The following is a 13,725-nucleotide window of genomic DNA, read 5'->3' on the forward strand; positions in this document are numbered from 1 at the left end:
AACCCGCCTTATTGGAATGGCGTATTAGGGCCCGCCCCTACAACACGACCATTGCTAATGGCATGTTTGCTTTCATGGCGATAATTGCAACGTTATTTTTCTCATGGGCAGGAAGCAAGGACGAGTCCGCTATCTCCATGACTATAGGAACTTTAGTCTATCTACTGTTCATATCTGCCCTATACGGAACCACCCACCAAAAAACCAAATTCGCCTACCGCTTTACCAAAGCAGGCATGGAGGTATGCGAATGGAAGGAGCTTTCCCAAGCGCTGCTGGTGTTCGTGAAGTGGTTCGCCATCTTCTCTGCCATTGTCGTCGTTTTCCTCATTGCCTTGGACCCCAGCGCATTCATACTCGCCCTGGCCGGCCCCGGTGGCATGGGACTCGCCTATCTGGCAATGGCCAACTCCAAAGGCTTTAAGGACATGCACACCGAATACCACCACCGGGACTGCAAGTGGGATAAATTCAACCGTGCCTCTATCTACACTCAGCGCTCAATCATCGGCCTACACTTCGACTACTTCAACACCCACCGCCAGGAAATGGACAAGGGCATCCTGTTCATATACTGCAAGAAGAAAGAACTCAGCACCGCCATCGACTTTCTGAAAAATTATTTATCGCACTTGGAATGGCAAGAAGAAAAGATCGAAGTTTACTAACTTCAACGCAACAGCCAGTTCAATCATGAACAACGACCTGCAAATCCTTCTTGACCTGTTGCGCTGGAACAAGCCCATCGAGTTCCCGCAACACCACTAGGAAAAAGGGGACGAAAAAGGGGACAGATTTATTTTCTGACTATGTATATGGTCGACTAAGCTGAAGTCCTCCATGGATGGAGGGAAAGACATGCCAAGGATGGGGCGTATTGTGTTGCCTAACTATCCGCATCATGTGGCGCAGCGTGGGCACAATCGGCAGGTGGTATTTGCGGCGGAAGATGACTACCAGCGCTACCTGGGTGATCTTCGAGAGCTCAAGGATGTATTCGGCGTAAAGGTTTATGCCTACTGCCTGATGACCAATCATGTTCACCTGCTGCTGGCTCCAGGTGATTTGGTGGCCGGGCTTGGGCAGTTGATGAAGGCCCTGGCAGCAAGGGCCACACGCTATCGCAATCGCCTAGAGGGGCGCAGCGGGACTCTTTGGGAAAGTCGCTACAAGTCCAGTGTCGTGCAAACCGACATTTACCTGCTCGCCTGCTCCCGTTATATCGAACTCAACCCGGTGCGTACCCGCATGACTGCAGAGGCGGGTGACTATCCATGGTCTAGTTACTGGAAAATAAATCTGCCCCCTTTTGGCTCATGCAGTTTGGCGGCGAGACGCTGTACAACTACGGCAGTCTGGATGATCAGCAGCGCTGGATGCTGGGTTGCTGCTGGGGCCTGGAAAGCAAAGGCTGGGACTGGCCCACCCACGCTCAGGGCCTGGCCGAAGCCAGTCTGCGCCCGCTGGTTACCGACCAGGGCCTGGTCAAGCGCCCTCAGGATGGCGAAGACTCGCGCCGCCTGTTGCTGAGTCTGCCGGGCGTGAGCCTGGCCAGCCTGCGCCAGCGCCCGCTGCGCCTTACCGCCGAATGGGAGTACCAACTCGGCTGGCCAGCAAGGGACGTCGGCGACGATCGTACGCAACAACCTGCGGCAAGTCGGCGACAATCCGCTCACCCTCGAACTGGAGATAGCGGCCGATTGGTCCGGAGCACAATCTCGCCTACGCCTGCGCCTGGCGGTACAGCCGGAATTGGCCGGCACACCACTCAAGCAAAACGATGCATACCTGTACTACTCGATTCCGTTAGGCTCCACCGCTTCGAGCGAGCCGATCAAGGGCGAACCCTCCGTCGGCCCCACCCGTATTGCCCCGCAATGGATCGAAATCTCCCCGGAGCACCTGCATGCCTGAAAACCAATACGAACGCCTGCCCCACGCCGGGGACTTCGAGCGCGAAGCCGGCACCGAGGTGTTCTACCTGGCCCCCCGGCCGGTGCCCACCGGCATGCCGGCCTTCAGCGGGCAGAACCTGCGCCAGGAGGCCAATGAAGTCTTTCTGGATGTGGGCGCCGGCCAGGCCAGCGTCGAATTCGCAGCCAGGGCCTATATCGGCTCGGTGATGACCTTAATAATCTTATTCTTCTGTGCCTCCGGCTTTGGAGCTTGGCTTCGGAGGTATAAGGAACCGTTTCTTGATGGCTGGATCGATGGCTTTTCCACTCCGCCCATGTGGGGCTTTATTGCCTGCATTGCCGCTTTGGCCGGCTTCAACATGTACCGCATTATCCGCAATATTGGCTCTCGCTCGCCCGTGCGTTTTAACCGCCAGCGCCGCGAAGTGGCCCTGGTGTTTCGCGGCGAAGCCCCTGTCTATGTGCCATGGGAAGAGGTAATCGCCTGCGTTTCGGCCAGCCAGATCGTCACCCAATACGCGGTCATGCCCAGCTTCGCCCTGCTGCTAGGCCTGCGCAATGCCAGTAGCGGCGATGTCTACTGGGTCACCATACCCGGTGGCAACCTGGGTCTGGTAGTCAGCGAGTGGGAGGCCATTCGTGTGTATATGGAAGACGGCCCCGCGGCCCTGCCAACGCCGGTGCTGTCCGACGAGGAGTTCCAGGAAGGCACCGTGGCCTACTTCCACATGTGCCGGGGCGTGTACCGCCAGGAACACTGGTGGCCACGCTATGCCTTCGGTTTTCTGGTCATCCAGTTCTGCAGCGGCTGGACCCTGCCCTGCCATATCGCCCAGTGGGTCAACCGCCGCCCCAAGGCGGTGTTTCCGCAAGAGGTGTTGGACTGGTCGCAACCCTTGCCCACCGAGCAGCACGCCAAACCGAGCGAGGCACTGCTCAAGGAAAGCGCCGAAATCCGCAACGCCTTCGCCAAAGGCCAGAACCTGCTGGATTACTACAAGATCAAATTCACTGAAGAACCCGCCGAAATACCTGTTGCGACAGGTTGAAACGGGGCGTCGGATTCGTCGCGGGAAACTATCCCTGAGCCACAGGAGCGGAGCCGGCCGCTGCCGAGCCCCGCACCCAGGCCATAGACCCATATCAATACCCCGCGCCCCGCACCGCCCTAGAATCGACGGCCGTTCACACTGCCGTCGATTACCGCCATGCCCACCTTTGCCAAACCCGAACTGCTCTGCCCCGCCGGCACCCTCAAGGCCATGCGCTATGCCTTCGCCTATGGCGCCGATGCGGTGTATGCCGGCCAGCCGCGCTACAGCCTGCGCGTGCGCAACAACGAGTTCGACCACGCCAACCTGGCCATCGGCATTGACGAGGCCCACGCCCAGGGCAAGCAGTTCTACGTGGTGGTCAACATCGCGCCGCACAACGCCAAGCTGAAGACCTTCCTCAAGGACCTCGAACCGGTGGTGGCGATGGGCCCGGATGCGCTGATCATGTCCGATCCGGGGCTGATCATGCTGGTGCGCGAGCACTTCCCGCAGGTGCCGATCCACCTGTCGGTGCAGGCCAACGCGGTGAACTGGGCCAGTGTCGAGTTCTGGCGCCGCCAGGGGCTGAGCCGGGTGATCCTGTCGCGCGAGCTGTCCCTGGAGGAGATCGGCGAGATCCGCCAGCAGGTGCCGCAGATGGAGCTGGAAGTGTTCGTCCACGGCGCGCTGTGCATGGCCTATTCCGGGCGCTGCCTGCTGTCCGGCTACATCAACAAGCGCGACCCCAACCAGGGCAGCTGCACCAATGCCTGCCGCTGGCAGTACCAGGCTCACCAGGGCGAGCAGAACGAGCTGGGCGAGATCGTGCGCAGTTGCGGCGCCCAGGCGGCGCCGACCCTCGGTGCCGGGCCGAGCACCGAGCAGCTGTTCCTGCTCGAAGACAGCAGCCGCCCCGGCGAGCTGATGGAGGCCTTCGAGGACGAGCACGGCACCTACATCATGAACTCCAAGGACCTGCGTGCCGTGCAGCACGTCGAGCGCCTGGTGCAGCTGGGCGTGCATTCGCTGAAGATAGAAGGCCGCACCAAGAGCCACTACTACGTGGCGCGCACCGCCCAGGTGTATCGCCAGGCGATCGACGACGCCGTAGCCGGGCGGCCGTTCGACCGCCGCCTGATGGACGACCTGGAGTCCCTGGCCAACCGCGGTTACACCGAGGGCTTCCTGCGCCGCCATGTGCACGACGAGTACCAGAACTACCAGCGCGGCAACTCGTTCTCCGAGCGCCAGCAGTTCGTCGGCGAGCTGACCGGCGAACGCCGCGGCGCGCTGGCCGAGGTCAAGGTGAAGAACCGCTTCGGCATCGGCGACCGCCTGGAGCTGATGACCCCCGGGGGCAATTTCAGCTTCACCCTGGAGCACCTGGAGAAGGCCAATGGCGAGGCGGTGGCCGTGGCCCCCGGCGACGGCCACATCCTCTACCTGCCGCTACCGGCGCAGATCGACCCGCGTTATGCCCTGCTGATGCGCCATCTCGACTGAGGCCATGCCGGTGCGCGGGGCCGGGGCGCTTCGCGGCTGAAGCCGCTCCTACGGGGGCGGTGGGGCTGGCCAAAGGTCTGAGGGGACAAGCGCGGGCGCAGCCCCTATAATCCGCGCCCCGCAGGAGAGTGGGGGCCCCAGGCCCTCCGCCGAAGGCGCAAACTCCCATAATCGCTCAGGCTCAGAACTGCGGAATCCATACCAGCCGACTGGAGAGCGGTTGCCCAGGCAACCCACCGAAGGGGCAAGCGGCTCAGCGCCGCACAAACTCTCAGGTACACAGGACAGGGGGAGAGGCACCTAACGCAGGAATTCTGTGTGCTGACCTATGCCTATCTGATTGCCATTACCGCCGAAGCCATGTCCGGGGCGCTCGCCGCCGGGCGCCGCAACATGGACCTGTTCGGCGTCAGCCTGATCGCCTTCATCACTGCCCTGGGCGGCGGCACCGTGCGCGACATGCTGCTCGGCAACTTCCCGGTGAGCTGGACGCAACACCCCGCCTACATCTACCTGACCGTATGCGCCGGCCTGTCGACCATGCTGGTCGCGCGCTTCATGCACCACCTGCACCGACTGTTCCTGCTGCTCGACGCCATGGGCCTGATCGCCTTCACGGTGATCGGCTGCAACGTCGCCCTGCGCCTGGGCTATTCGCTACCGGTGGTGGTGATGGCCGGGATCATCACCGGCATCTTCGGCGGCATCCTGCGCGACATCCTGTGCAACCGCACGCCGATGGTGCTGCGCAAGGAGCTGTACGCCAGCGTCTCGCTGCTGGTCGCCCTGCTCTACCTGGGCCTGCGCCACCTCGGCGTGGCCGAGGACCTCAACCTGCTGGCGTCCTTCGTCTTCGGCCTCAGCGTGCGCCTGGCGGCGATCCGCTGGTCCTGGTCGCTGCCGGTGTTCTCCTACAGCGAGGAACGCTGGGACAGCTGACCCGCTTCAGCAGATCGCCGCGTGGGCGCGCAGCAGCTCGGCGAACTGCTCGGCCGGCAGCGGCGGGCTGATCAGGAAGCCCTGGATCTCATCGCAGCGCTGGGCCTTGAGGAAGTCCATCTGCGCCTGGGTTTCCACGCCCTCGGCGACCACCTTGAGCTCCAGGCCGTGGGCCATGGCGATGATCGCCCGGGTGATCGCCGCGTCCTCGCCACCCACCGACAGGTCGCGGACGAAGGTCTGGTCGATCTTCACGTAGTCCACCGGGAAGCGCTTGAGGTAGCTGAGCGAGGAATAGCCGGTGCCGAAGTCGTCGATCGCCAGCTTGACGCCGAAATCGCGCAGCTGCTGGAAGGTGCTGATGACGTTCTCGACGTTGTCCAGCAGGTGGCTCTCGGTCAGCTCCAGCTCCAGCAGGCGCGGCGGCAGGCCGGTCTCGTCGAGCACCTGGTGCACCAGGCCGACCAGGTTGCCCTGGCGCAGCTGATGCACCGACAGGTTGACCGACACGCGCAGATCGACCAGGCCCTGGCGCTGCCACTCGCGCGCCTGCTGGCAGGCCTGGCGCAGGACGAACTCGCCGATCGGCGCGATCAGCCCGGTTTCCTCGGCCAGCGGGATGAAGTCGCTCGGCGGCACCAGCCCCAGTTGCGGGTGGCGCCAGCGCACCAATGCCTCGGCGGCATTCAGGCTGTCGTCGGCCAGGCACAGCTTGGGCTGGTAGAACACCTCCAGCTGGCCGTCGCTGATCGCCTTGCGCAGCTGGTTCTCCAGCTGCAGGCGCTCCAGGGTGCAGGCCTGCAGGTTGTCGGTGTAGAACTGGAAGGTATTGCCGCCCAGGTGCTTGGCATGCTGCACGGCCATGTTGGCCTGGCTGATCAGCGCGGAGATTTCCCGCGCGTTGTCCGGCAGCAGGCTGATGCCGATGGAGGCGCTGAGCACCAGCTCGTGGCCGCCGACATCCATCGGCGTGCGCAGCTTGCTGAGCAGGCGGCTGGCGGTGCGCGCCAGGATCGACAGGCTGCCGAAATCGTCGAGCAGGATGGCGAACTCGTCGCCGGACAGCCGCGCGATGGTGTTGGCCTCCGACGCGGCCTGGGTCAGGCGACGCGCCATCTGCCGCAGCAGCTGGTCGGCCACTTCATGGCCGAGGCTGTCGTTGAGCAGCTTGAAGCGGTCCAGGTCGATATGCAGCATGGCCAGGCTGCGCCCGCTCTGCCGCGCGCACTCGCCGGCCTCGTGCAGGCGCTCGCGGAACAGCGTGCGGTTGGCCAGGCCGGTCAGCTCGTCGTAGTGCGAAAGGTAGCGCAGGCGCTCCTCGGTCTGCCGCCGCGACGACAGGTCGGAGAAGAAGCCGACGATATGGCTGACCTGGCCGCGCGTATCGCGCACCACGTTGAGCTGCAGCCACTGCGGGTACAGCTCGCCATTCTTGCGCGTCTCGATCAGCTCGCCGCGCCAGCAGCCGTGCAGCTCCAGCTCCTGACGGATCAGCTGGTACTGGCGGCGCGCGTCGCGGCTGCTGATCAGGGTCGCCACGCTGCGCCCGAGCACCTCGTCCTTGCGGTAGCCGGTGACCTGGCTGAACGCCTGGTTGACCGACAGCAGCAGGTAGTCGGCATCGAGGATGACGATGCCCTCGCTGGTCGCCTCGAACACCGTGGCGGCCAGGCGCTGCTGCTCGTCGCGCAGCCGGCGCCCGGTGATGTCGCGACGGGTGCCGAGCATGCGCAGCACCTGGCCCTGCGCGTCGCGCTCCACCGCCCGGCCGCGATCCTCGACCCAGCGCCAGCGGCCGTCGGCATGGCGCACGCGGTATTCCACGCAGTAGCCGTCGGTGCGGCCCTTGAGGTGCTCGACCAGGGCGCGGCGCAGCAGCGGCAGGTCGTCCGGGTGCAGGCGCGGCTTGAGGTGGCTGAGCACACCCTTCACCTGCTCCTGGCTGATGCCGAAGATGCTTTCCAGGTGGCTGTGGTGCACCTGGTCGGTCTGCAGGTCCCAGTCCCACAGGCCCAGCTCGCTGGCCTCCAGGGCCAGGGCCAGGCGCGCCTCGCTCTTGCCCAGGGCATGGCTGGCATCGTCCAGCTCCAGGGTGCGCTGGGCCACGCGGATTTCCAGCTCGTCGTGGGCCTGGCGCAGCTCGCGCTCGGCGCGGCGGCGCTGCTCCACTTCGCGGGCCAGCTCCTGATTCAGCCCCTCGGCGCTCGCGCGGGCCTGCTCCAGGCCGCTGATCAGCGCCTGGTTCTGGAAGCGCTGCAACAGGCTGCGCTGGACCAGGCGATTGACCTGCCAGGCCACCACGCACAGGCTCAGCAACAGCAGCAGGCCCAGCGCGCCCCAGGCCTGCAGCCGCGGCTGCGCACTCAGCAGGGTGTAGGCGATGAACGGCAGCAGACACGGCAGGGCGAACACCAGGAAGGCCGAACGGCTGACGGCATAGGCCACGCTGGCGAACAAAATGGCGGCGGCGATCAGGCCGTAGACCAGCGCCTGCAGCAGGAAGCGATCGCCCGGCACCAGCACCACCGCGGCAAACGCCAGGGTCAGGCCGGACAGCCCGGCACCGAGCAAAAACATCTGCCGCCACTGCGGGCTGGCCTGGCGTGCAGGCGGGGCGCTATTGAACGAGGCCATCTGGATCAGGCGCAGCACCGCCAGCAGCACCACCCAGACCAGCCAGCCGGCCAGCAGCAGGCTCTGCTCGCCGCCCCACAGCAGACCGGCACAGACCAGCGCGTTGAGCAGCATGAACAGGGTGGGCACCTGGGAGCCCTGATAGAGCAGGCGCGTCTGTTCGGCCGCTATTTCACTGGCGAACTGCTGGCGAATGGCGCGCGCATCATCGAGCGACAGGGCTGCCGTCGATCCTGTAACGGGGGTGGTCATAGGCGATTTTCTTGTAATGGTTTGCCCGACTTTGCCCGAGCATACCCGAGCTAGAGGGCTCGCCCAAGCCTTTTGCAGGCCCGGCGCAACCGCGCACCGACAAAAGGCGCACAGCTGTTCACTGACTGATCGGTTCAATCCGGTCACGGTTTGCCCTCGCCGACAGCCATCCCTAGAATCCCCGACCGAGAGACGCTGCCGGCCGCAGCCGAAACCCTGGAGACCTTGCTTATGGATGAGCGCGCGCAGCACTGGCTGTATGCCCTGTCCGCGCCGATGGTGGCGCTCAACCCAGGCGCCAGCTATACGGCACCCGATTTCTACGCAGACCGCAGGGTGAACCTGGTCGATGGCTGGGGCATCCACAATCGCGCGGAGCTGCTCGACATGCTGCGCATGGCCGATAACGGCCACGCCAGCCAGCTGGCCGCGGCCTATTGGCAGTGGCAGCGCTGCCTGCCGAGCCAGTGGCAGACCCTGCTCGCCAGCCTCGCGCCACGCGAGCGCATTCTCCACCAGTACGCCAGCCGCACCGCCGGCGAATGCGGCCCCGGTGGTATTCGCGCCTGGGACCTGGGACGCATGAGCTTCCTGCTGCGCTGCGCCCGGGGCAACGCCTGGATCGATCTGGACGAAAGCCTCTGGCTGCACAGTTGCCTGGCCGTGCGCGCACGCCACTACTACAACAGTTGGTCCACCTACGTGGCCGGCTTCTTCATCGGGCGCGCCTTCTGGAACTGCCTCGGCAACAGCGACGAGCAGGTCGGTCACGAGCTCGAGCGGCAGGGCTCCTACCTCGGCAATCTCGGCATAATGCGCGAGCTCGGCCTCGACCCTGCAGTGCCCTTCGCCGAGCTGCCCTGGGATCTGCCCCTGGCGCGGCCTGACAAACCGGTCTCGCTCGAGGAGTTCAACTGGTCATGAGCTGCTGGATACGCCTCGGCATCGCGCCGACCCAGGACCAGGACGCCATCCGTCTGGCTTACCGCACCCTGCTGCCCCAGCATCACCCGGAAACCGACCCGCAGGGTTTCCAGGCCCTGCGCGCGGCCTATGAAGCGGCCCTGCGGCAGGCCCGCACGCCGCCCCAGGCCGAGCCACCGCCCCCAGGTGCAGGACCCGACCCCATGGAGCAGCTGCTGGAAGACTTCCAGGCGCTGCTCGACGACCCCAGCCGGCGCTTCAGCTCGCCGGCCTGGCAAGCCTTTATCGCCCGCCTCGAGCCGATCCCGCTGGAGCTGCTCGAACCACTGGGCTGGGAGCTGCTGGGCCACCTGCTCGACAGCGGGCCGCTCTCGCATGCCTGCGCACGCCTGCTGGCCCGGCGCCTGGGCTGGGCCGGCCAGTTGCTGCAGCTGCAGTTCGATAGCGCGCAGCGCGCCGACCAGTTTCTCCAGCGCATCGAGCAGGACGACCCCTTCGACCTCGACCTGATGGCCGCCTGGTCGCCGGCCGCCCAGCTGGAAACCCTGTGGTACGCGCGCACCCTGGAGCACCTCTACCAGAACCGCCCCCTGCACGAGTTCGCCGCCTTCGCCGCCATCCATACCTGCCTGCCCCTGCCCCACGACGAGGCCTACCTGCAGCGCCTGCTGGTGCAGTTCAGCCAGGCCGGGATCGGCAGCCCATGCCTGCATGAGCTGTGCGTCGAGCGCCTGCGCCAGGCACCCGAGGACGCCGACTGGCGCTACCTGCTGGCCTGCCAGAGCAGCGCCCTCGGCCTGGACGAGCAGGCCCTGCCACACTGGCTGCAGCTGTGGCAGCAGCACCGCCACCCCCGCGCTGCCGCCTGGCTGCTGGACTGGTGCGCCCGCCATGAACCGCAGCGCCTGCCGTTGCTGATCCAGGCCTTCGACCTGCAGGACGGCTACCGCCAGTGGCCGGCCGATCTGGCCGACGACAGCCAGGCCTACGGCAGTCCGGCGCAGCGCCCGGAAACCCTGGCCCGCTGGAGCCGGGCCGCGCGTAGCGGGCTCGACGGCCTTGCCGCGGCCTTCGTGCAATGGCGCCTGGACGACGACGAACTGCCGCTGCTGGCCTGGTTGCTCGGCGACGCCGGCGACCACCTGCTGACGCGCCTGTATCGCCACGCCTGGGTTCTGCAGCGCGGCGACAGCGACCTGCTGCGTCAGGTGCTCGACGAGCAGGACCGGGGCAGTGCGCTCGACGTGCTGATCGTGGACAGCTTCAAGGCCCAGGCCGAACAACAACTGCACTGGCTGCAACAGGCGCCGGTGCTACTGGCACTGCAGGACTTTCTCGCCAGCCCCAGCCCGCAGACCGAGCCGCACCCGGCACTGGTCGCCCCGGGCGAGGCCCGCGATCTGTGCCTGCTCTGGCTACGCCGCCTGCGCCCCTACACTGCCCAAGCCCTACAGCGCCTGGACCAGGCCTTCGCCCTGCATAAGCAGGACACGCCCCTGCACGGGCTGCACCTGCTGCAGCAACTGGCCGAACGCGGCAGGCCCCTGCCCGCCCCCGAGCCTGGCGCAGCCTTGTGGCAATGGCACCGCCAGACGCTGTTGTTGCTCGCCCTGCTCGAGCAGCCGCAGCGTTGCCTGGAGCTGTTGCCCGGCGAGTTGCTGGACAGCCTGCCGGTGGCATCGGCGCACCCCCTGCACGACCTGCAGCACTTGTTGCTGCGCCTGCGCCGCCAGCAGGGCGACCATGCCGGCCTGCTGGCCTGGCTGGATCGCGCCGACCCCGTCCAGCAGCTCGTGGCCAGACGTCTGTTCCAGGTTCAGCAGGCGCTGGATGCCACCTGCCTGTTGAGCAACGATCGGCTGTTCGGTTGCTACCAGGACAACTTCGCGGCCTTCGATAACGACCCGCTGGGTCTGTTGCTGCTCTGCGCCGTGCTCTACCACGACCCGCTGCTGAATGCCGAGCAGCACGGCGTGGTCCTGCAGGAGATCGCCGCCTTCACGTCCGCCGGGGCGTGGTTCGAGACATTCCGCGATGGCCTGATCCGCGGCCGGCCGCTACACCCTCCCCGCGCGGTCCTGCGCAGCGCCGGAATCGCCGCGGAACCCTGCTACGCCGCCCTCGATACGCTCGCCGGGCTGATCCGCCACGGCAGTGCCGGCGTGCCGCGCAGCGCCGTACTCAAGCGCCTGCAGCAGGCCAAGGACGATAGCGCCAACCCCCTGGGCCTGCGCCTGGCCATGAGCGCCCTGCTGTCCTGGTGCGAACGCCTGCTGCTGGCCAAAGCCACAGCCAAACCTGCGGCCCCCTGGGCCTTCTGGCGCCTGGGCAGTCGCCTGGGCCGCGCGGGCTTCGCCCTGTGCAGCATCTCCAGCCTGCTGCTGGCGAGCGGTCTGGCGATAAGCCTGGTGGCGGGTGCGGAGAACATCGGCCTGGCCTGCGCCATTCTCCTGCTGGAGCTGGTCGCCCTGCTCGGCATGAGCCTGCGCCGCCTGCACGATGCTGGCCACGGTGTGGGCATGCTGCTGCTCTACCTGGGCCTGACGCTGGTGCTGCCGCTAACCCCGCTGGCGCTGTTCTTCGTCTCGGGCGATCCCCTGCCCAACCGTTACGGCATGCCGCCGGGCAGCGCCGCCCAGGGCGCCCTGCCCGGAGGACTGCAGGCGGTCCTGCGCGGTCTGAACGGCTGGCGCCCGCCAGCCTGATGGCGGCTACAGGCGCAGTTCGTCCAACGCGCTGTTGAGGCGCTGGCGGCTGGCGGCGATCTGCTGGGGTTGCTGGCCGCCGAGCACGCTGTTGAACTCATCCAGCCAGGCGCCGATCCGCTCGCGCTCCTCGCCCAGGGTCTGCACCCAGGCGCGCTCCAGACGCGCGCTGAGGGTGCGGTTGGGCAAGGCGTCGCGCGGGTGGATCTTCAGCGCGGCGAGCCGTGCGTGACTGGCCTGGCGCGCCTCTGCGCCGAGCCCCGCGGGGCTGCGGTCGATGCTGTGTGCATGCCGCCCGCCGCCCTCCAGCAAGGTCACATCGACTTCCAGCAGGCCGTTGATGTCGTAGCTGAAGCGCACGTCCAGCGCCTGGATGGCGCCGGTCTGCGGCAGCGCCACGTCGAAGGCCTCGATGAAGATATTGTCGCGCACCCAGGGCCGCTCGCCCTGATAAACCTCGATGCGCACGGCACTCTGCTGGGGATGGGTGCTGTAGAAACGCTGCACCCGCGAGGCCGGGATCACCGTGTTGCGCTCGATGATCGGCGAGAACGCGCCGCTGACACCCTCGCCACGCAGCGAGGCGATACCCAGGGTGTAGGGGCAGACATCCGTAAGGATGATCTCCTCGATGGCCTGCTCGCGGGCCTTGCATGCCGCCTGGGTGGCGGCGCCGAGCGCGACGATGGTGTCCGGGTCGAGGTGGCGGTAGGGCAGGCGGCCGAACAGGGTGGCCACCAGTTGCTGCACCGCAGTCATGCGCGTGGCGCCGCCGACCAGCACCAGGCTGTCCAGGTCGCGCGGGTTCAGTCGCGCATCGCGCAGGGCCTGCTCGATCGGCGCGCGCAGGCGCGCCAGCAGTGGCTCCCAGATCTTCTGTGCGCGGGCCTCGTCGAGCGACCATTCGCGCGGCTCGCCGGCACCACTCCAGGTCAATTGCTGCGGCCCTTCGCCGAGCTGGCGCTTGAGCTGCTCGAGCGCATCGCCGAGGCTGGCCAGGGCCTGCGCGTCGATGGCGGCGGGGGCCAGTTGCCAGTCCTTGAGGCAGGCCTGCAGCAGCGCGGCGGTGAAGTCCTCGCCACCGAGGAAGTTGTCGCCGGTGGAGGCATGCACCTCGATCAGCGGCAGGGCGTATTCCAGCACGGTGACGTCGAAGGTGCCGCCGCCCAGGTCGAAGATCAGCGTGCGCTCGCACTGCTGCTCATGCAGGCCGTAGGCCATGGCCGCCGCCGTGGGCTCGTTGATCAGCCGCTGCACCTTGAGCCCGGCCAACTCGGCGGCGAAACAGGTGCGCTTGCGCTGCTCGTCGCTGAAATAGGCCGGCACCGAAATCACCGCCTCCTGCACTGGGCAGCCCAGCCAGGCCTCGGCGTCCTGCTTGAGGGTGCCGAGTACCAGGGCCGACAGCTCCTCCGGGCTGAAGCTCTGCCCGCCCAGCTCGAAGCGCTTGTCGCTGCCCATGAAGCGCTTGAACGCCGCCGCGCTGCGCTCGGGGTGGGTGGTCAGGCGCGCCCGCGCGGCATGCCCGACGAGGATGCTGCCGTCCTCGTCGACACTCACCACCGAGGGCGTGAGGCAGTCACCGAGGGCGTTGGGGATCAGCTCGGCGCGTCCGGCGCGCCAGACCGCGATCAGGCTGTTGGTGGTGCCCAGGTCGATACCGAGCAACGGTGGGGTGGCTTCCTGCATGTAAACCTCGTGCGTCCTTGTCGGCGGCGATTCTAGCGCGACGCAGGCGAGGCCAGGCGCGGTTGCGGCCATTGCGCGACCTGCGACACGCCGAGCGGCGGTTTGCCGCCCCCTGCCCCGGACCGTAGA

At 66.5% G+C, this 13,725-nt stretch carries 8 protein-coding genes, 1 pseudogene and 1 riboswitch; of the genes and pseudogenes, 7 read left to right on the top strand and 2 right to left on the bottom strand.

The features are described 5' to 3' along the window. From F3I16_RS01680 to F3I16_RS01700, 5 genes and pseudogenes are all read left to right on the top strand, one after another. A partial coding sequence (locus tag F3I16_RS01680) for a hypothetical protein (protein ID WP_160492043.1) occupies nt 1-668 on the top strand: 668 nt, incomplete at its 5' end. Between the two features lie 190 nt (nt 669-858). After that, nucleotides 859-1,287 (top strand): annotated as a pseudogene (locus tag F3I16_RS01685) (transposase); the annotation flags it as partial. A 580-nt stretch (nt 1,288-1,867) separates the two neighbouring features. Further along, the gene (locus F3I16_RS21145) at nt 1,868-2,965 is read left to right on the top strand and encodes a hypothetical protein (RefSeq protein ID WP_256670053.1); all 1,098 of its coding nucleotides are present in this window, start codon (nt 1,868-1,870) and stop codon (nt 2,963-2,965) included. Nucleotides 2,966-3,124: 159 nt separating this feature from the next. Next, the gene (gene yegQ / locus F3I16_RS01695) at nt 3,125-4,453 is read left to right on the top strand and encodes a tRNA 5-hydroxyuridine modification protein YegQ (protein WP_218573084.1); all 1,329 of its coding nucleotides are present in this window, start codon (nt 3,125-3,127) and stop codon (nt 4,451-4,453) included. A 111-nt stretch (nt 4,454-4,564) separates the two neighbouring features. Further along, nucleotides 4,565-4,653, top strand: a riboswitch (glycine riboswitch). A gap of 118 nt (nt 4,654-4,771) precedes the next feature. Next, the gene (locus F3I16_RS01700; protein ID WP_160077567.1) at nt 4,772-5,392 is read left to right on the top strand and encodes a trimeric intracellular cation channel family protein; all 621 of its coding nucleotides are present in this window, start codon (nt 4,772-4,774) and stop codon (nt 5,390-5,392) included. Nucleotides 5,393-5,398: 6 nt separating this feature from the next. Here F3I16_RS01700 and F3I16_RS01705 read toward each other — a convergent pair whose 3' ends face one another. Then, nucleotides 5,399-8,278, bottom strand: a complete 2,880-nt coding sequence (locus F3I16_RS01705; RefSeq protein WP_160492044.1) for a bifunctional diguanylate cyclase/phosphodiesterase — start codon at nt 8,276-8,278, stop codon at nt 5,399-5,401. A 231-nt stretch (nt 8,279-8,509) separates the two neighbouring features. On the opposite strand from F3I16_RS01705, the gene F3I16_RS01710 reads away from it, so the two are divergent. Both F3I16_RS01710 and F3I16_RS01715 read left to right on the top strand, forming a co-directional pair. Continuing rightward, nucleotides 8,510-9,202: a DUF1266 domain-containing protein gene (locus F3I16_RS01710; RefSeq protein ID WP_160492045.1), complete on the top strand. Its 693-nt coding sequence runs from the start codon at nt 8,510-8,512 to the stop codon at nt 9,200-9,202. Further along, the gene (locus F3I16_RS01715) at nt 9,199-11,907 is read left to right on the top strand and encodes a J domain-containing protein (RefSeq protein ID WP_160492046.1); all 2,709 of its coding nucleotides are present in this window, start codon (nt 9,199-9,201) and stop codon (nt 11,905-11,907) included. The genes F3I16_RS01710 and F3I16_RS01715 overlap by 4 nt, the downstream gene beginning before the upstream one ends. 6 nt (nt 11,908-11,913) lie before the next feature. Here the strand turns inward: F3I16_RS01715 and F3I16_RS01720 are convergent, their stop codons facing one another. Beyond that, the gene (locus tag F3I16_RS01720; RefSeq protein WP_160492047.1) at nt 11,914-13,596 is read right to left on the bottom strand and encodes a molecular chaperone HscC; all 1,683 of its coding nucleotides are present in this window, start codon (nt 13,594-13,596) and stop codon (nt 11,914-11,916) included. Between the last annotated feature and the right edge of the window lie 129 nt (nt 13,597-13,725).

The sequence above is a fragment of the Pseudomonas sp. L-22-4S-12 genome (assembly GCF_009799935.1).
Taxonomy (GTDB): Bacteria; Pseudomonadota; Gammaproteobacteria; order Pseudomonadales; family Pseudomonadaceae; genus Aquipseudomonas.

What these genes read in the sequence shown, in the direction of transcription:
- yegQ (WP_218573084.1), top strand. Translation starts at nt 3,125, where the DNA reads ATGCCCACCTTTGCCAAACCCGAACTGCTCTGCCCCGCCGGCACCCTC.
- F3I16_RS01705 (WP_160492044.1), bottom strand. Translation starts at nt 8,278, where the DNA reads ATGACCACCCCCGTTACAGGATCGACGGCAGCCCTGTCGCTCGATGAT.
- F3I16_RS01710 (WP_160492045.1), top strand. Translation starts at nt 8,510, where the DNA reads ATGGATGAGCGCGCGCAGCACTGGCTGTATGCCCTGTCCGCGCCGATG.
- F3I16_RS01715 (WP_160492046.1), top strand. Translation starts at nt 9,199, where the DNA reads ATGAGCTGCTGGATACGCCTCGGCATCGCGCCGACCCAGGACCAGGAC.
- F3I16_RS01720 (WP_160492047.1), bottom strand. Translation starts at nt 13,596, where the DNA reads ATGCAGGAAGCCACCCCACCGTTGCTCGGTATCGACCTGGGCACCACC.